An 18,820-nucleotide genomic window follows, 5' to 3' on the forward strand; every position below is an offset into this window, starting at 1 on the left:
CCACGTCCTACTCGGTGCTAATGTCGTACTTCTTGAGGAGCCGGTACATCGTCGCCCGGCCGATGCCGAGGTCGGAGGCCGCGCGCTCGACGTTCCCCTCGCGGAGCTCGAAGGCCCGCTCGACGGCGCGGCGCTTGAGCTCCTCCAGGGGGACGATGGCGTCCTCGGGGTCGAGGTCGGCGATACCCCCGCCGGCCGTGCCATGTTGCGCGGGCCGCGCGCCCGTCGCCACGCCCGAGGCGGCCGGAGCCGTGCCGGACACGGGCAGCGGCGGGATGTCGTCCCACGACGTCGGCCGCGCGGCCGGGGCCGCCGAACCGGTCGACACGGGGGCCCCCGCCTCGGGCGCCGACTCGGCGACGGTGGGGACGGGCTCGGGCTCGACAGCCGCCCCGTCACCGGACGAGACGCTGGAGCCGTCGCCCGAGGCGCCGTCGCCGGACGCCCCCAGGCGTTCGGCCCACGGCCGGATGGCCTGCGGCCCGTCCAGCAGGAGGTCGCTCTCCTCGATCTCCTCGCCGTCCGAGATCAGGATGGCCCGCTCGACCGTCGACTTCAGCTCGCGGACGTTGCCCGGCCACCCGTAGTCGAGGAGCGCGCGGACGGCGTCGGTCGAGAGCCGCTTGCCCTTGAACTGGGAGTGCGACGCGAGGTAGTCCTCGAGGAAGCCCTGCGCCAGCAGGAGCACGTCGTTGCCGCGCTCGCGGAGCGGCGGGAGCGCGACCGGGAACTGGAACAGCCGGTAGTAGAGGTCCTCCCGGAACGTCCCGGCCTTGACCATGTCGAGCACGTTCTTGTTCGTGGCCGAGATCACGCGGCACTCGAACTTGATGGTGCCGCTCCCGCCGACGCGCGTGATCTCGCGGTTCTGGAGCGCGCGGAGAAGCTTGGCCTGGAGCCCGAGGTCGAGCTCGCCGACCTCGTCGAGGAACAGCGTCCCGCCGTCGGCCTGCTCGAACTTGCCGATGTGGCGCGCGTGGGCGCCCGTGAACGACCCCTTCTCGTGGCCGAAGAACTCGCTCTCCATGAGCTCCTTCGGGATCGCCGCGCAGTTGACGACGACGAACGGGCCGACCTCGGGCTCGCCCGGAGGCGGGTCGGAGTTGAAGTGGATGGCCCGCGCCACGAGCTCCTTGCCCGTGCCACTCTCGCCCTCGATCGCGACCGTGAGGTTGCCCCGGAGCGTCTTCTGGATGAGCTGGTACACCCGCTCCATCGCCGGGCTGTCGCCGACGATCTCCTCCATCCCATACTTCTTGGCCACCTCGGCCCGGAGCTGCTCGACCTCGCGGGCCAGCTTGACGCGGCCCTTCAGCCGCTCGACCACGACGTCGAGCTTGACGAGGTCATCCTGGCCCTTCGTGATGTAGTCGGTCGCGCCGCCCTTCATGGCCTCGACGGCCACCTCGGCCGTGCCCTGCGCCGAGATCATCACCACGGGCAGGTCGGGCGCGAAGAGCTGGAGCCGCCGGAGCGTCTCCATCCCGCCGATCCCCGGCATCATGATGTCGAGGAAGACGAGGTCGGGCTTGAGACGGTCGAGCGCGTCGAGCGCGTCCTCGCCCGAGTGGAAGACGTGGACCTCGTGGTCCTTGGGCTTGTCGAGCCGGTACGAGAGAAGCCGGGCGTAGTGCTTGTCGTCGTCGACGACGAAGATGCGCGTGGTCACAGGGAGATCGGTCGGTGTGGGCGTGGGGTATCGCACATCGCCTGCCGCCCTTGACCACGCCCGGTTCACGCCCGACGCGGGACGCGGACCGGCTCCGTTTCCGCCCGTTGTATTCTCAGAATGAGACGGGATCCCGGGGAACGCCCCAGCCCCAGCACCTGGCTCCGCCCGCCTCAGGCGAGGCGCCGAGGCCGGGGAGGGCGGAGCGCCGGGGCCGACCGCGCGTAGACTCCGCGCCCCTCCGATCGCGCCCCTCCCCGTGTTGCCCCGTCTCGCCCCCGCCCTCCTCGTCGCCCTCCTGGCGATCGTCGCCTGCTCCGGTCCGGAGCCGGCCGTCGAGCCCCCTCCCCCCCCTGCCCCGCCGGTCGTCCAAGTCCCGCCCGCCCCGCCGCCACGGCCCGTCGTGGTCGAACCGGTCGACCCGATGCGCGGCGGCGAGGTCGTCGACGCGGCGACGCTGCCGGGGCCGGACCGCGAGTTCCGAGCGGCCTGGATCGCGACCGTCGCCAACATCGACTGGCCGAGCGACCGGAGCCTCTCGACGGCCGAGCAGAAAGCGGAGCTGACCCAGTTGCTCGACCGGGCCAAAGCGTTGGGGCTCAATGCCGTCGTGTTCCAGGTCCGCCCCGCTGCCGACGCCCTCTACTTCTCGGCGAAGGAGCCGTGGTCGGAGTACCTCACGGGCCGGCAGGGGCGCGCGCCGGAGCCGTGGTACGACCCGCTCCAGCTCGCCATCGACGAGGCGCACGCCCGCGGGCTCGAGCTCCACGCGTGGTTCAACCCGTACCGCGCTGGCCACCCCGCCGGCGACGGCCCGCGCGACATGACGCACATCTCGCGCCAGCGGCCCGACCTCGTCCGCGAGTACGGCGACTACCTCTGGCTCGACCCCGGCGAGCCCGAGGCCGCCGACCACTCGCTGAGCGTGATCCTCGACGTCGTCCGCCGCTACGACGTCGACGGCGTCCACCTCGACGACTACTTCTACCCGTACCCCGTCAACCGGAACGGCCGTCGCGTCCAGTTCCCCGACGCCGGCTCGTACGCCCGGGCGCAGGCCGCCGGCGAGACGCTCGGCCGGGACGACTGGCGGCGCCAGAACGTCGACACGTTCATCCAGCGGCTGTACGACGAGGTCAAGACCGAGAAGCCGCACGTCCTGGTGGGCATCAGCCCGTTCGGGATCTGGCGCCCGGGGAATCCGGCGTCGGTCACGGGCTTCGACCAGTACGCCGAGATCTACGCCGACGCCCGGAAGTGGTGGCGCGAGGGCTGGCTCGACTACCTCGCCCCGCAGCTCTACTGGTCCATCGACAGCCGCGGGCAGAGCTTCCCGGCCCTCCTCGACTGGTGGGGCGAGCAGAACGTCCGGGGCCGTCACCTCTGGCCGGGTCTCTACGACAGCCGCGTGCTGCCGGACGTGGGCGGGTACCGGCCCCAGGAGATCGTGAACCAGGTCGAGCTCGTCCGCCGCGACCCCGAGGCGACCGGCACCATCCACTTCTCGATGAAGGCGCTCCTCGACCGCTACTCGTCGCTCGGCGGCCAGCTGGCGGCCGGCCCGTACGCCGAGCCCGCGCTCGTGCCGGCGTCGCCGTGGCTCGACGCGACGGCGCCCGCGGCCCCGCGTCTCTCCCTCACCCGCCGCGGCGACGCCGCCGACGTGATCATGCTACCGGGCGACGGCGAGACGGTCCGCCAGTGGGTCGTCCGCGCGCGGCGCGGCGGCCGCTGGTCGTGGGAGCTCGTGCCGACCGGCGCCGGGACCTACGTGATCCCGGGCGACCGGGGCCGCGTCGAGGCCGTCGCGGTCTCGGCCGTGGGTCTCACGGGAGCCGAGGGGCCGGCGCGCGTGGTCGAGCTGTAGGCCCGCGCCCTCCGCCTCGGCGCCGAGGCGGAGGGAGTCGGGAGCCGGACGGCGCGTGACGGAGCCCCCGGGACGCGCGGCCGTATCCTGCGCCCCCCTCTCCCACCGCCCCTCATGGCCGACGACGCCCCGCCCCCCGACGCCGAAGTAGCCACGACCGTCACCGACGGCGACGTCCGCGTGGGCGAGACGCCCGGCGGGCCCGACCGGAAGAGCCCCTGGCGCTGGGTCCCGACGCTCTACTTCGCGGAGGCCCTGCCCTACATGGCCGTCATGTCGCTGGCGGTGATCCTGTACAAGCGGCTGGGGATGTCGAACACCGACATCGCGCTCTACACGAGCTGGCTCTACCTACCGTGGGTGATCAAGCCGTTCTGGAGCCCACTCGTCGACGTGCTCAAGACGAAGCGGTGGTGGATCCTCGTCACCCAGACGCTGATCGGCGGCGGCCTCGCGGGCGTCGCGCTCACGATCCCGGCCGACGCGTTCGTCCAGTGGACGCTGATCTTCTTCTGGCTCCTCGCCTTCTCGTCGGCCACGCACGACATCGCCGCCGACGGGTTCTACATGCTCGCGCTCGACGAGCACGACCAGGCGTGGTACGTCGGCATCCGGAGCACCTTCTACCGGATCGCCATCATCGCCGTCTCGGGCGCCGTCCCGTTCCTCGCGGGCACGCTGGAGAGCTCGACCGGGCTGGGGACCGTCCCGGTCGAGGTCCGCGCCGTGCCGACCTCGTCGGAGGCGTCACTCGCCACGCCCGCCGACCTCCCGTCCGGCGCCACGGACCGGACGGCCGCCGCCGGGACCGAGCGCGGCGACCTCACCCTCTCCGCCTCGGTCGACGCCGTCGACGTCCCGATCGTCGCGCGCGAGCCCGCCGAGGTCGCGGCGCTCCTCGACTCCGCGCGGGCGATGAACCGCGCGGCCGGGTTCTATCCCGAGGAGGCCGAGGCCGCCGCCGAGGACCCGTCGTGGTGGTCGCGGACCGTCTCGGGCCCGCTCGGTGACGCCCTCCGGACGCTGTTCGGGGACGAGCGCGAGGTGTCGGCGACGGCCGGCAACGTGGGCATCGTGGCGTTCCGCCTCAGCGGGCCGCCGCCGCCGGGCGAGGAGGTCGCGGTCAACTTCGAGCTGGACGACGGCGACGAGGCGATCAAGCTGGCCGAGGGCGGCAACCGGTTCACGTTCACCGAGGCCAACTGGGACCGCCCGTTCACGGCCGTCGTCCAGCTCGACGCCAACCTCGACGCGCCGACCGCGGCCACCTTCCAGGCCACGAGCGGCAACATCCCGCTCTCATGGTCGATCTCGTTCTTCGTCCTCGCCGGGGTGTTCCTCCTGCTCATGGGCTGGCACGCGTTCGCCCTCCCGCGCCCGCCGAGCGACGCGCCCGCCCTGGACGGGGGCAGCGGCGCCGGCATCCTCCAGTACCTCGCCTTCCTCGTCGCGTTCATCCCGACGCTGACCGTCCTCCTGCTGCCGATGGCGCTCGCGGGCATCGTCGCGCCGCGGACGACCGGGCCGTGGGGCCGGATCTTCCACGCCCTACCGTTCTCGGGGACGCCGTTCGCGCAGACCATCGTCTCGTTCTTCCAGAAGCCCGAGATCGGCATCGCCGTCGCGTTCGTGCTGTTCTACCGGTTCGCCGAGGGGCAGGTGGTCAAGCTCGTGGCGCCCTTCCTCGTCGACGCGCCCGGGGCCGGCGGCCTCGCGCTCACGACGAGCGAGTACGGCCTCGTCTACGGCACGATCGGCGCGCTCGCGCTGACGGTCGGCGGCATCCTCGGCGGCATCGTCGCCGCGCGCGACGGCCTCGGCAAGTGGCTCTGGCCGATGGTCATCGCCATCAACGTGCCGAACGCGATGTACCTGCTCCTCGCCATCTTCCGCCCGGAGAGCCTGTGGCTCGTGAGCGGCGCGGTCGCCATCGAGCAGTTCGGCTACGGGTTCGGGTTCGCGGCCTTCCTCCTGGTCCTGATCTACATCGCCGAGGGCGAGTCGAAGACGGCGCACTACGCCATCGGGACGGGCCTCATGGCGCTCGGTATGATGATCCCGGGCATGTTCTCGGGCTGGCTCGAGGACATCCTCGGCTACCAGAACTTCTTCTGGTGGGTCCTCATCGCGACGATCCCCAGCTTCCTCGTCACCGCCCGCATCCGGATCGACCCCGAGTTCGGCAAGAAGAAGGACGAGCCGGCCCAGACCGCCGAGCCCGACGCGCCGAACGCCGCGACCGGCGACGCCGACGACGCCTTCCACGGCTGAGTCCGTTCCGTCCAGCCCCGCCCACCTCAACGCCGAGGCGGGCGGGGCCAACGGACGGGCGAGCCGCTCGCGCGTGCCGTCCGGACCGGAACGGCGCAGCCAAGGACCCCCGACGAGCACGGCGCACAGGATGACACGAAGAGAGGCACCAAGCGACGTGACCCTCCGCCCCCTTCGACCCGCCGACCTCGGCGCGGCGCACGCGCTGTGGCAGCGGAGCGCGGCGCTCGACCCGATCCCGCCGGCCGTCCTCGCCGAGAAGCTGTGGGGCGATCCGGCCGGCCCCGCGCTGGCGGCTGAGATCGGGGGGGACCTCGCCGGGGTCGGAAGCGGAGCGATCTGGTACGTGCCGGGCGAACCGACAGGTCGGCGCAGCCAGCGGCGCGGGAGCGTCCGCCTGCTGGCCGTCGCCCCGGAGCGGAGGCGGCGGGGCGTCGGGTCGGCACTGCTCCGTGCGCTCGCCGAGGCCCTCCGCCAGCGCGGTGCCACGTCGCTCCGCATCGGCGAGGCCGCGCCGAACTACCTCACGCCCGGCGTCGACGTCCGGTACGACGCGGCGCCGGCGTTCTTCGCCGCCCACGGCCTCCGCGAGACGGGCGAGGCCGTGAACCTGGGCGTGGACCTGATGGAAGAGGACTGGGCGACGACCGGCGACGAGGCGCGTCTCGACGCGGCCGGCGTCTCCGTCCGCCGCGCGACCGAGGCGGACCGGGCCGCGCTGGCGGCGCTCCTCGACGCCCACTGGCCCGCGTGGCAGCCCGAGGCCGACGGCGCCCTCGCTCGCCGTCCGCCGGCGGTTCACCTCGCCCTCCGCGACGGGGGCGCGCTCGGGTTCGCCGCGCACTCGGCCACGAACGCCCCGCTCGGCTGGTTCGGCCCGATGGGGACGGCGCCCGAGGCGCGCGGCCTCGGCGTCGGCGCCGTCCTCCTCCGCCGCTGCCTCGCCGACCTCAAGGCGGAGGGCCACGAGCGGGCGACGATCGCCTGGGCCGCCGCGCTCCCTTTCTACGAGCGCGCGTGCGGCGCCACGGTCGAGCGCCGGTTCCGCCGGTTCGAGCGGGCGCTCTAGCTCCCCGCCACCCGGCGGATCGCGTCTGCGAGGAGAACCTGACGCTGGGAGTCGTCGGGGAACGCCTCCAGCGGGACGCCGAGGCTGACGGTCCGCCCGAAGGCGACCGCCGCCGCGGGCCCGTTGCCGAGGTACCGGTGGATCACGGCGGCGTCGGGGTTCGAGGCCCGGAGCGCGTCGGGGGCGCGGACGGCGTACCGGTCCGGCCCGTACTCCGTGGCGAACGGGAGCGCGGCGCCGTCCGCCGCGAGCGCCGCCGCGCCCTCGGCGACCCCGCCCGCCTCGACGCCGAGGTGGACGCGGAGCCACGCCGCCGACGCGGGGTCGGACGACGCGTCGCTCACCCAGTGGGCGCCGGAGACGACGAGCGCGCCCCCATCGTCGAGGTAGGCCGCCAGCCGATCCCGGAGCGACGAGGGGAGCGCCTCGAACGCCGGCGCCCGCGGATCCTCGAGACGTGGCCACGGCGTCCGCTTTTCGAGGCCAAGCACGAGGTCGACCACCTCGAAGTCGCCGAGGTCGACGGTGCCATCCCAGACGGCCTCGTCGGAGGCCGACATGAAGGAGCGGGCGAGCGGGAGGATGGCGCGGCCGTGCGCCGCGACGTGGTCGTGGTCGTTCCCCATCACGACGAGCCCTTCCAGCTCGGCGCCGCTCGCTCCCCACCCCGGCGCCGCGTCCGAGTCGTAATCGTCGGTCGGGTCGAAGTTGCGCTGCGCGCCGACCGTGATCACCCCGAGCCCATCGGGCACGCCGACCGGGTCGACGAACCCGACGCGTCCGGGCCGGTCGACGGTTTCGGGCGCCGCGACGCGGTCGAACCCGTCGACCACGAGGACCGGCGCGAGCTCCGCCCGCGACGCCGAGATCCCGACGGCGAGGGCCTCGGATGGGCGGCTCTCCCCGCCCGCGTTCGTCGCCGCCACGCGGTAGCTCCGCACGACGCCCGGCGACGGGAGCGGCAGACGGACGGCGGTCGCGTCGGTCCGCGCGGCCTCGGCCCAGCCCCGTTCGCCGTCCCGCGCGTAGACGACGTATCCGGTGGGTGCGGCGTCCGGCTCGATGGGGTCGGCCTGCGCCCGCCAGCTCAGCGCGACCTCCCCCCGCTCCAGAAGGGCCGCGACATGGGTCGGGCGAAGCGGCTGTGGGACGAACGCCTGCCCCCGCTGCTCCGCGAGATTCCGCCCGAGCGCCTTGTACACGGCCCGGGCGGCGTCGAACCGGAATCGCGGGTCCAGCGCGTGTCGCATGTCGCGGTAGTTCTGGTGCGAGAGGAGCTCCAGCAGAACCGACGGGACGTTGGGCCGCGTGGCTTCGGAATACGCCCGGTCCCACAGCGGCCGGCGCGGCCAGTCGGGCGTGTAGAGCGTGCGGACATCCTCGACGACGGACGTCTGGACGGCGTCGGCGAGGTCGCGGTTGGCGAGGCGCGAGACGCCGTTCGGGAAGACCCGCGTCGAGTCCATGCCCGGCACGTTGTAGATGGCGAGCGTCCCGACCAGCCGGTCCCGGTTGACGCCAGCGTCGGTATGCCAGGCGAGGACGGCGTCGACGGGGACGCCGAGGCCGGGGAGGTCGGGCTGATCGGTCGGGCCGAAGGGGGCGCCACGCAGCCAGTTGGCCCACTCGGCGCGGCTCCGGTAGTCGTCGGTGTAGTCGTCGGTGTCGGACCCCGTAATGTTGTAGACCGACGGCGGAGCGCCGGCGAACTGCTCGTAGTAGCGGGCGGCCTCGAGCCAGCGCGGGCGCCCGCTCGTCGCCGCCTCCCGCCGGATGACGCCCCGCCCACCGCCGAAGCGGACGGCGTCGGCCGAGACCGTCCCGTCAGGCCCGGCCGTGAGCGTGACCGAGCCCGCCTGCCCGGCCTCGAACTCGAACGTGCCGAGGTAGACCCACGTCCCCGCCCCCATCGTCTGGTTGACGAGGATCTCGGTGGTCCCGCCCGCGTGTCGGACGGTGTACCGCGCCGCGTCGCTTCGGTCCGCCCCACCCGCGTAGCTCACGTGGACGGCGTAGGCGCCCGCCTGCGGGAGATCGGGCGTCCACGTCGCGGACCGCAGGTCGCGCGTGCCGCCGGGCGCCTCGCGCGTGCCCCCGAGGCGGAAGGGGTTGACGCCCTCGCCGTAGGCGTCGCGCAGGGCGAAGCCGGCGGGGCCGTCGCTCCACCCTCCCGCTTCGGCGTAGCCCGGCCCACCGTCGTCGACGATCACCTCGGCCGGCTGGGGATCGCGCTCGCGCGGGAGGAGCGTGACGGCGCCGGCCCGCTCCAGCATCGGCGCGAGCTCACGCGTGACGAAGCCGACCGTCAAGAGGTCCTCGACGGACGTGAAGAGGCGCGGGCGCTGCCAGCCCCAGGCGTTCGCGTCGGCGTTGTACGTCCAGCCGTGGCTGGGCCAGAGCGCGAGGTGCCGCCCGGCGAGGCCCGCCGTCGGCCGGCGCGCGGGGTCGGTGGGGCGGACGAGCCCGGGGCCCTCGCCCGACGGCGCGAACACGCGGGCCGGGTCGCGGTCCGCCGGGTCGCGCTCGGCGTTGGGCACGAGCGCTCGCAGCACGTCGCCCCGCGTCTCGACGCGGACGGGCGCCCCCGGATACACGGCGTCCACCACGCGCGCGACCTCGCGCTCGAAGGCCGCGGCGCTGGCGGGCCGGACCGGCACGTCGCCGAGGTCGCGCGAGAACCGGGCGACGACCACGCCGCCTTCCACCGTGACCTCCTCCACCTCGACGCCGTTGCTGACCGGGAGCCCGCAGTCGGCCGTCCGACAGCGGGAGAGCAGCGCCGCCAGCGCTGTCTGGGCCTGCGCGTTCTTCGCCACCGTCCCCACGACGACCACCCGCGGCGGCGGCTCGGGCGGAACGACCGGCGGCCCGGCGGCCGGGCCGGAGGTGCCGCAGCCGGCGACCGCCGAGGCGAGGAAGACGAGAGCGACGAGTCGGGCGGGCATCAGCGCGGCGGGGGGATCGGCCCGGTACGCCGCGACCGGTCGGGACGTTCGCGGGTCTCTCTGACCGATCAGAGCGCGAGAGCCCCGTTGGCGTGGGGGGAAGCGCTAACGCTTAGAAAGTCGCACGGCGGCACGCTGAGGGCGGTAGACTACCAGCTCCGTTCTCCAAGAGCCGCCGCACCGCGCGCTCCTCGGGATGGGGCCCCAGGTCCGTCCGGGACTGTGGCGGGCGGCAGGCCACACCCTGCCTCTCTCAGGCCATGCCCACGTTCGCCGGCCTCGCCACCAGGCCGCACCCCGCCACCGAGCCCCAGTTCACCCGGCAGCCCTGGCGCGCCCACGGCGTCGAGCGAGTCCCGGTCCTCATCTTCGACGACCCCGGCGGCCTCGCCAAGCAGGCCGCCCGCCAGGTCCGCACGCTCATCGAGGCCAAGCAGGCCGCCGGCGACATCGCCGTGCTCGGCCTCCCGACCGGCTCCACGCCCATCGGCGTCTACCAGGAGCTCATCCGGATGCACCGGGAGGAGGGCCTCGACTTCTCGAGCGTCGTCACGTTCAACCTGGACGAGTACGTCCCGATGGCGCCGGACAGCCTCCAGAGCTACCACCGGTTCATGCGGGAGAACTTCTTCGACCACGTCAACGTGCCGGAGGAGAACATCCACATCCCGCGCGGCGACCTGCCCGAGCGCGAGATCGAGACGCACGCCGCCGAGTACGAGCGGCTCATCCAGCGCGCCGGCGGCATCGACCTGATGCTCCTCGGCATCGGCCGGAGCGGCCACATCGGGTTCAACGAGCCCGGCTCGACGCCCGACGACCGGACGCGGCTCATCGTCCTCGACGAGATCACGCGGAAGGACGCGGCCTCGGACTTCTTCGAGGAGAAGTACGTCCCCCGGGAGGCCATCACGATGGGCGTCGGGACGATCCTCGACGCCCGCGAGGTCATCCTCATCGCGACCGGCGAGCACAAGGCGCCGATCGTGCGCCAGGCCGTCGAGGAGGAGCCCAACGCCCAGGTCTCGGCGACCTACCTCCAACTCCACAACAACGCGACGTTCTACGTCGACCGCGCCGCGGCCTCGGAGCTCACACGCGAGAAGACGCCCTGGCTCGTCAAGCGTGTCGAGTGGACCGAGGACGCGGCCAAGCGGGCCGTCATCTGGCTGTCGAAGGAGACCGGCAAGGCCATCCTCCGCCTCGACGCCAGCGACTTCCACCGGCACCACCTCCACGACCTCGTCCACACCCACGGCGTCGACCCCCTCTGCCAGCGCGTCTTCGAGGACCTCCGCCGGCGCGTCGTCTACCGCGACAAGCTGCCGAAGAAGGAGAAGGTCGTCGTGTTCAGCCCGCACCCCGACGACGACGTGATCTCGATGGGCGGGATGCTCCACGCCCTCGTCCAGAACGGGAACGACGTGACCGTCGCCTACATGACGAACGGGTCCGTCGCCGTGTTCGACCAGGACGTCAGGCGGCACCTCCAGTTCGTCGAGATGTCGTGGGACGTCCTCGAGCCCGGCGGCGAGAGCAAGGTCAAGGACCGGATCGCGAAGATCCTCCGCGACCTCGACAAAAAGAAGCCGGCGCAGGTCGACACGGAGGCCGTCCAAAAGATCAAGGCCTTCATCCGCTACACCGAGGCCATCGCGGCGATCGAGGTCATGGGGCTCGGCGCCGAGCACGCCCGGTTCCTCGACATGCCGTTCTACAAGACCGGCCGCGTCCGGAAGGACCCCATCGGCGAGGCCGACGTCCAGATCGTGCTCGACCTCTTGAAGGACACGGGCGCGACGCACCTGTTCGTGGCCGGCGACCTCTCGGACCCCCACGGGACGCACCGGATGTGCTACCAGGCCATCGACCGGGCCGTCCGGCGCTACGGCGACAGCCTCGGCGGCACTCCCGAGGCGGACGCGGGCGGCGACGGGGCCCCGGCCAAGGCCTCCCGCCGCAAGAAGAAGGCGGCCGACGACCCCCGCCCGCTCGTGTGGCTCTACCGCGGGGCCTGGCAGGAGTGGGAGATCGACAAGGCCGACGTGTTCCTCCCCCTTTCGAAGGCCGACCTCGAGCTCAAGATCGAGGCCATCTACAAGCACGAGTCGCAGAAGGACCGGGCCCTCTTCCCCGGCGCCTACGACGACCGCGAGTTCTGGGAGCGCGCCCGCGACCGGAACACCGAGACGGCCCGGTCGCTCGACGCGCTCGGCCTGCCGGAGTGCTTCGCGGCCGAGGCCTTCGTGACCGTGAGAGAGATGCCCTAACGAGTGCGTACACAGCGCTATCCGCGCTCCTGAGTCGGGGGCGGCGAACGATTGACCTTGCGGTGGTCCTCCGCCGCCCCCGATATTTCTCCTCCGTAACGAAACGCTCTCCGCCCAGACAGGGCTGGAAAAAGCGCTTCCGGATCCCCCCGCCCGCGACCGGCCAGCCGATGTCCCTTGCCACCGCGCACCGCGCGCTCCGCGTCCCCCTCCTCGTCCTCCTCGCCGTCTGGCTCGGGTCCCCGCTCGCGGCGGCCCAGGCGGCCGGCAAGATCTCTGGCCGCGTCGTCGACGGCGACGGCCAGCCCGTCCCCGGCGCCTCGGTCCTCGTGCTCGAGACCACGCGCGGCGCGACGACCGACGTCGACGGGTACTACACGATCCTCAACGTCCAGGCCGGGACCTACACGGTCCAGTTCAGCTTCATCGGGTTCGCCACGCAGCGGACCGAGGGCGTCGACGTGAACATCGACCAGACGACGACGGTCGATGCCACGCTCCAGCCCGAGACGGCCGAGATCGACGAGGTCGTCGTGCGGGCGGTCCGCCCGCCCGTCGAGGTCGACGTGTCGAACAGCCGGGCCAACATCGGGTCCGAGGAGATCGAGTCGCTCCCGGTCGCGTCCGTCGAGAGCGCCGTCGAGCTCCAGGCCGGCGTCCAAGACGGTCTCGCGATTCGCGGCTCCGGGGCCGACGAGGTCGCCTTCCAGGTCAACGGGCTCACGCTCCGCGACGGCCGCAACAACGCGCCGTTCACCAACATCAGCCTCTCGTCGATCGAGGAGGTCCAGATCCAGACCGGCGGGTTCAACGCCGAGTACGGGAACGTCCGCTCGGGCGTCGTGAACGTCGTCACCAAGGAGGGCGACCCGCGTCGCTACGAGGTCGACGCCCGGACCCGGATCAGCCCGCCGGCGCAGAAGAACTTCGGGATGGCGGCCAACGACCCGATGGCCTACTGGGTCCGGCCGTTCACCGACCCCGACGTGGCCTTCGTGGGCACCGAGGCGGGCGACTGGGACGCGGCGACGCGCTCGCAGTACCCCACGTTCGAGGGCTGGAACTCGGTCTCGGCCGGCCTCCTCTCGGACGCGAACCCGGCCAACGACATGACCCCGCAGGCGCTCCAGGACGCGTTCCTGTGGCAGCACCGGAAGTCGTTCGAGATCACGGAGCCCGACTACGAGGTCGACCTCGGCTTCGGCGGCCCGGTCCCGGGCGGCCAGCGGCTGGGCAACCTCCGCTTCTATGGGTCCTTCCGCCGGGAGGAGGACATGTACCTCTTCCCGCTCCACACCGACCGCTACGCCGAGCAGTCGGGCCACCTCAAGCTGACGAGCGACGTCGCGCCCGGCATGAAGCTGAGCGTCGAGGGCCGGATTGGGACGCAGGACGGGACGGCCTCGACGCGCACGGGCGCCGTCGCGACCGGGTACTCCAGCATCTTCCGCTCGCCCGAGGGCATCGCCTCGAACCTCACGGCCGTCAGCTACATCGACAGCCGGACCTTCTCGGGCGACTACTGGGGCCCGACGCAGACGACCTACGACCAAGTCGGCTTCAACTTCTCGCACGCGCTCTCGGCCACGTCGGTCTACCAGGTCCGGTTCAACCGGTTCGAGAGCCGCTACGACACGAACCCAGGCGCGCTCCGCGACTCGACGATCCTCGTCGAGTTCGGCGGCGTCGGGTTCACGGAGGCCCCGTTCGGCTGGCAGCCGTTCCCCTCGGAGGGCGTCGACGGGATGCGGATGGGCGTCGGGATGTCGAACGCCCGCGACTCCTCGCGCGTGACGGTCTACAACGTCCAGGCCGACTACACGAACCAGCTCACGCGGTTCGCCGAGGTCAAGACGGGGCTCGAGTACAACCTGACGCGGAGCCGCGTCAACTACGCCTCGGTCGACCTCTACCTCCCGAGCTCGAACGCGCGGACGCTGTGGGACGAGACCCCGATCCGCGCGGCCGGCTACGCCCAGACGAAGCTCGAGCTCGACGGGATGATCGCCAACCTCGGCCTCCGGCTCGACTACTTCACGGCCGGCGGCAACTGGTACGACTACAACCTCTTCGACCCCGTCCTGGCCGGCGTGCCGCTCAGTGAGGACGGGACGCCCGACGCCGCGCTCGACACGCTCCTCGCGACGTCACCCGCGCGGAGCATCGTGACGCTGAGCCCCCGTCTCGGCGTGTCGTTCCCGGTCACGCGCCTGAGCAAGCTGTACTTCAACTACGGCCACTTCCGGTCGCTCCCCGACTCGGACCGGCTCTACGTCATCCGGGCGTTCTCCGTCGGCGGCCAGATCTCGCAGCTGGCCGACCCGAACAACCCGCTCCCGCGGACGATCGCGTACGAGCTCGGCTACGAGCAGTCGTTCGGCGGGTCGTACTCCGCCCGAATCGCGGGCTACTACAAGGACGTCGCGCTCGAGCCCCGGCTCGTGGAGTACCACAGCCGCGACGGCACGGTCAACTACAACCGGTCGGAGCCGAACAGCTACGCGGACATCCGTGGCGTCGAGGTCACGCTCCAGAAGACGCGCGGCCAGTTCGTCCGTGGGTTCGTCAACTACACCTACGACGTCCGCCAGACGGGCTACTTCGGGTTCCTCGACATCTACGAGAACTCGACAACGCAGCGGGAGCAGGAGGAGAGCGACGCGCTCCGCCGGTCCGCCTCGTCGCGGCCGGTCCCGCGGCCGTTCGCCCGGGCCAACCTCGACCTCTTCACGCCGGACGACTTCGGCCCCAGCGTCGGCGGGCTGTTCCCGCTCGGCGGCTGGCGGACGTCGCTGCTCGCGCGCTGGCAAGACGGCGGGCGGTACACCTGGGGCGACAACGGCGTCGCCGCGCCGGGCGTCGCCAACAACGTCGCCATCCGCGACCGGTGGTCGTTCGATCTCCGGTTCCAGCGGGCGTTCCAGGTCGCCGGCCGCGAGGTCTCGTTCTTCGCCGACGTCTACAACGCGCTGAACCGCCGCGAGATGGCCCTCTTCTACGGGTCCGTCGACGGGAACGACCGGAACGCCTACCTCGCCAGCCTCCACTTCCCGGAGAGCCCGGACTACTCGAACATCCCGGGCGATGACGTGGTCGGCACCTACCGGCCCGACGACGTGGCCTACCAGCCGATGGTCCCGGTCCAGACGCGCGGTTCGCTGTCGAGCCCGGACCCCGGGACGATCTACTACGAGCGGGACACCCAGAGCTACCTCGTCTACCGCGACGGGGCCTGGGGCCCGGCCGACGCCGCTCGCGTCGATGAGGTGCTCGAGACGAAGGCGTACATCGACATGCCGAACCAGAGCTACCTCAACTTCCTCAACCCGCGCGACATCTTCTTCGGCATCCGCGTGAGCCTCTAAGGCCGCAGCCTCTCCGGCCGCCGGCCCGCCCCGCCTCGGTGCGTCGGTGGGCCCCGGCGCCCCCCGACGGACGACCCCCTCCCCATGCCCCTTGCCCCGACCGCGCGGCGTGCCGCGCGCCTCACCGGCCTCCTCCTGTTCGCCCTCGCCCTCTCGGCGCCGGCGGCCCACGCCCAGTTCCAGACCAAGTGGGTCGCGGGCGGCTCGTTTCACAACTGGTACGCCTCGTCCGGCAGCGAGATCGAGGTCGGCCTCGTCAACGAGCAGCAGTACGGTTGGCGGTGGCCCGGCGTCTACGACTTCACCGACATGCAGGCCGCCAAGGGCCTCTGGATCGGGGCCCGCAACGTGACCGACGAGTTCGGCGTGAGCTACCCCGTCCGCGTGGCCCACGTCGGCCCGCGCGTGCCCGGGACCGGCGAGGTGTTCCCGACCGAGTTCGAGCTCGTCAGCAAGTACCCGCTCACGGTCGTCACCGTCGACGGCGACCAGTCCTTCGCCTCGGCCTCGATGGTCGTCGACCGCGTGGACCCGGACATGGCCCCGGACTTCATGCTGATCAACCGGTTCAACACGATCCTCGGGCTGACGGTCGAGCGTCGGGTGATGCAGTTCAGCCAGGAGTTCCACGACAACTACCACGTTATCGAGTACGTCCTCACGAACACCGGCAACGTCGACGGCGACGCCGAGGTCGAGCTCCCCAACCAGACGCTCGAGGACGTCATCGCGTACTTCCAGTACCGGATGGCCATCTCGGCCCAGACGCGCTACGTCATGGGCAACCCGACGGGCTGGGGCAAGAACACGATGAACGACGCCCGCGGCGACGGGACGCGCGTCGACCCCGAGGACGAGCAGTTCCGCGCCCAGTTCGCGTGGCACGGGTTCTTCCCCGGCCGGTCCGTCTCGTATGACAACATCGGCGGGTCGATCCAGCAGGAGGCCATCAACGTCGCCCCGGCCGACACCGTCGGCCGCCTCGGCGCCCACGCCTTCGCCGGGGTCGTGACGCTCCACGCCGACGCCTCGGCGAGCGACGACTCCGACGACCCCGGCCAACCGGCGACGACCAACTGGATCGGCTCGGACGACCCCTACCTCTCGAACAACGACGCGTTCAGCATCGGGCGGATGACGACCGAGTACGCCGTGATGTCGCAGGGGCACAAGTCGCCACGTCACGCCCTCGCCGTCGAACCGTCGGGGCTCCCCGGCTTCCTCAACCCGTCGCGGGACCCGTCGGCGGCGGAGGGCCAGGCCAACTCGGGCGGGTACTCGTTCGCCAACGGGTACGGCCCGTACACGCTCGGGCCGGGCGAGAGCGTCCGGTTCGTCGTCGCCGAGGGCGCGGACGGGCTGAGTCGCGAGGCGGCCACCGCCATCGGCCGCCAGTTCAAGGAGTCGGGGAACAGCTCCTCGGCCCCGCTGACCTACGCGGGCGAGACGATGACGAAGAACGAGTGGGTGTTCACCAGCCGCGACTCGCTCTTCCAGACGTTCCGCCGGGCGATCGCCAACTATCAGGCCGGCTACGACATCCCGACGCCGCCGGCCCCGCCGCGGACCTTCGACGTCGCCGGGGGCGGCGACCGGATCACGCTGGCCTGGGAGCCCAACGCAGACGGGCCGTCCCCCGACCGCTGGGAGGTCTACCGGACCCAGGCGCGCCGCGACAGCGCGTACACGCTGATCGCCACGCTTGACCCCGGCGTGACGTCCTACGACGACACGACGCCCGTCCGCGGCGTGAACTACTTCTACTACCTCCAGGCCGTCCGCGACGGGGCGGCCAACGACGGGTCGGGCATGACGCCGGCCGGGCGCGACCTCCGGAGCTCGCGCTACGCGACACAGACCTACGACGGCGCGACGCTGAAGCGCCAGCAGGGCGAGGCGCTCGAGGACATCCGCGTCGTCCCGAACCCGTACTACATCGGGGCCAGCCGTGGGGCCGGTGGCGACCCGGCCCTCCGCTTCCCGGACCGCAACGACAAGCTGGCCTTCTTCAACATCCCGGGCGTCTGCCGGATCGACATCTACACCGAGCTCGGCGAGCTCGTCGACACGATCGAGCACACCGACGGGAGCGGCGACGAGTTCTGGGACCACACGACGTCGTCGCGGCAGGTCGTCGCGAGCGGGCTCTACATCGCCGTCATCACCGTGACCGAGGACGTCCTGGACCTCGCGACGGGCGAGGTGCTCTTCGAGGCCGGCGAGCAGGCCGTCCGGAAGTTCGTCATCATCCGCTAGCGGCCCGCCGACCGCGCCCCGGTCGGCCCCTCCCCCTCCCCCCATGCCGACGCCCCCCATGCCGCTCGCCCGCCTCGCCGCGCTTGCCGTCCTCCTCGTCCCGCTGATCGGGCTCCCCGCCCGCGCCCAACAGGTCGAGGAGCGGGACAAGCTCGCCCAGTCGGGGATGAAGTTCCTCAGCGTCAGCGCCGACCCGCGGATGGCCGCGCTCGGCGGCGCCGCGACGGCGCTCGGGACGGGCCCCGGCGCCCTGTTCTACAACCCGGCCGGGCTCGCCCGCGTCGAGGGCGGCGTCGGCGCGTTCTTGGGCCAGACGACGTGGATCGCAGACATCGACTACAACCACGGGGCCGTGTCGCTGGCTCCGGCCGGGGGCCGGTTCGGCGTGGTCGGGGTGTCGGTGATGGCCGTTGACTACGGCGAGCTTCAGGAGACGGTGTTCGACGCCTCGACCGAGGCGGGCTACCGCGACCTCGGCACGTTCAAGCCGACGGCCTACGCCATCGGCCTCGGCTACGGGCGGACCGTGACCGACCGGTTCTCGGTCGGCGGCCAGGTCAAGGTCGTCGGGCAGAACTTCGGGAGCGTCGCGACGGCGTTCACGCCCGCCGAGGGGGGCGACGGGACGTACACCCGCGAGGACGTCTCGGAGTCCGTGTTCGCCTACGACTTCGGCGTGATGTACGACACGCCGTTCCCCGGCCTCGCCTTCGCCGTGAGCGCCCGCAACTTCTCGCAGCAGGCGGCCTTCGGCGACGGCGAGAGCTTCCAGCTCCCGCTCACGCTCCAGATTGGGGCCTCGCTCGACACCCAAGGCCTGACCGGGTTCGACCCCGACGTCCACCGCCTCGTCCTCGCCGTCGACGCCGAGGACCCCTACGACTACGCCGGCCAGATCGAGGTCGGAGGCGAGTACACCTTCGCCAAGACGCTCTCGCTCCGGGCCGGCGGCGTGTTCCCCTCCGACGTCCAGGGCGTCAGCTTCGGCGCCGGGCTCAAGCAGCGCCTCGGCGGCGTCGGCTTCGGGGCCGACTACTCGTACAGCTCCTTCGAGGTGTTCGACGCCGTCCACCGCGTCGCCGTCCGGTTCGACCTCTGAGCGAGGCCG

Annotated in this window: 9 protein-coding genes; 7 read left to right on the forward strand and 2 right to left on the reverse strand. The window is 72.2% G+C overall.

Going from position 1 to position 18,820, the window contains the following annotated elements; translation table 11 throughout:
- Positions 1–7 precede the first annotated feature (7 nt).
- Positions 8–1,669 (reverse strand): sigma-54-dependent transcriptional regulator, encoded by a 1,662-nt coding sequence (locus BSZ37_RS21655; protein WP_179299759.1) that lies wholly within the window; start codon positions 1,667–1,669, stop codon positions 8–10.
- A gap of 259 nt (positions 1,670–1,928) precedes the next feature.
- Between BSZ37_RS21655 and BSZ37_RS18655 the strand changes: the two genes are divergently transcribed.
- The 3 genes from BSZ37_RS18655 (at position 1,929) to BSZ37_RS18665 (ending at position 6,876) form a co-directional block, all read left to right on the forward strand.
- Complete coding sequence (locus BSZ37_RS18655) at positions 1,929–3,536, forward strand: glycoside hydrolase family 10-like protein (protein WP_218830564.1); 1,608 nt, start codon at positions 1,929–1,931, stop codon at positions 3,534–3,536.
- Positions 3,537–3,650: 114 nt separating this feature from the next.
- Positions 3,651–5,807, forward strand: coding sequence for an MFS transporter (locus tag BSZ37_RS18660; protein ID WP_095511999.1), 2,157 nt, complete (start codon positions 3,651–3,653; stop codon positions 5,805–5,807).
- Between the two features lie 157 nt (positions 5,808–5,964).
- A complete protein-coding gene (locus BSZ37_RS18665) occupies positions 5,965–6,876 on the forward strand; it encodes a GNAT family N-acetyltransferase (RefSeq protein WP_179299760.1) in 912 nt (303 codons plus the stop codon).
- On the opposite strand, the gene BSZ37_RS18670 is transcribed toward BSZ37_RS18665, so the two are convergent.
- Positions 6,873–9,821: a golvesin C-terminal-like domain-containing protein gene (locus tag BSZ37_RS18670; RefSeq protein WP_095512001.1), complete on the reverse strand. Its 2,949-nt coding sequence runs from the start codon at positions 9,819–9,821 to the stop codon at positions 6,873–6,875. The genes BSZ37_RS18665 and BSZ37_RS18670 overlap by 4 nt on opposite strands.
- Before the next feature lie 260 nt (positions 9,822–10,081).
- Here BSZ37_RS18670 and nagB point away from each other — a divergent pair, with 260 nt between their 5' ends.
- The 4 genes from nagB to BSZ37_RS18690 all read left to right on the forward strand — a co-directional run bounded on the left by nagB (position 10,082) and on the right by BSZ37_RS18690 (position 18,811).
- Positions 10,082–12,091, forward strand: a complete 2,010-nt coding sequence (nagB, locus tag BSZ37_RS18675; protein ID WP_095512002.1) for a glucosamine-6-phosphate deaminase — start codon at positions 10,082–10,084, stop codon at positions 12,089–12,091.
- A gap of 170 nt (positions 12,092–12,261) precedes the next feature.
- Positions 12,262–15,456, forward strand: a complete 3,195-nt coding sequence (locus BSZ37_RS18680) for a carboxypeptidase regulatory-like domain-containing protein (RefSeq protein WP_095512003.1) — start codon at positions 12,262–12,264, stop codon at positions 15,454–15,456.
- 84 nt (positions 15,457–15,540) lie between these two features.
- Positions 15,541–17,712, forward strand: a complete 2,172-nt coding sequence (locus tag BSZ37_RS18685) for a hypothetical protein (protein WP_095512004.1) — start codon at positions 15,541–15,543, stop codon at positions 17,710–17,712.
- 43 nt (positions 17,713–17,755) lie between these two features.
- Positions 17,756–18,811 (forward strand): PorV/PorQ family protein, encoded by a 1,056-nt coding sequence (locus BSZ37_RS18690; protein ID WP_143537735.1) that lies wholly within the window; start codon positions 17,756–17,758, stop codon positions 18,809–18,811.
- Positions 18,812–18,820: the final 9 nt, after the last annotated feature.

The sequence above is a fragment of the Rubrivirga marina genome (assembly GCF_002283365.1).
Taxonomy (GTDB): Bacteria; Bacteroidota; Rhodothermia; order Rhodothermales; family Rubricoccaceae; genus Rubrivirga; species Rubrivirga marina.

Excerpts from the sequence above, each read along its gene's own strand:
- nagB (WP_095512002.1), top strand. The coding sequence starts at position 10,082 with ATGCCCACGTTCGCCGGCCTCGCCACCAGGCCGCACCCCGCCACCGAG.
- BSZ37_RS18670 (WP_095512001.1), bottom strand. The coding sequence starts at position 9,821 with ATGCCCGCCCGACTCGTCGCTCTCGTCTTCCTCGCCTCGGCGGTCGCC.
- BSZ37_RS18690 (WP_143537735.1), top strand. The coding sequence starts at position 17,756 with ATGCCGACGCCCCCCATGCCGCTCGCCCGCCTCGCCGCGCTTGCCGTC.
- BSZ37_RS18680 (WP_095512003.1), top strand. The coding sequence starts at position 12,262 with ATGTCCCTTGCCACCGCGCACCGCGCGCTCCGCGTCCCCCTCCTCGTC.
- BSZ37_RS18660 (WP_095511999.1), top strand. The coding sequence starts at position 3,651 with ATGGCCGACGACGCCCCGCCCCCCGACGCCGAAGTAGCCACGACCGTC.
- BSZ37_RS18685 (WP_095512004.1), top strand. The coding sequence starts at position 15,541 with ATGCCCCTTGCCCCGACCGCGCGGCGTGCCGCGCGCCTCACCGGCCTC.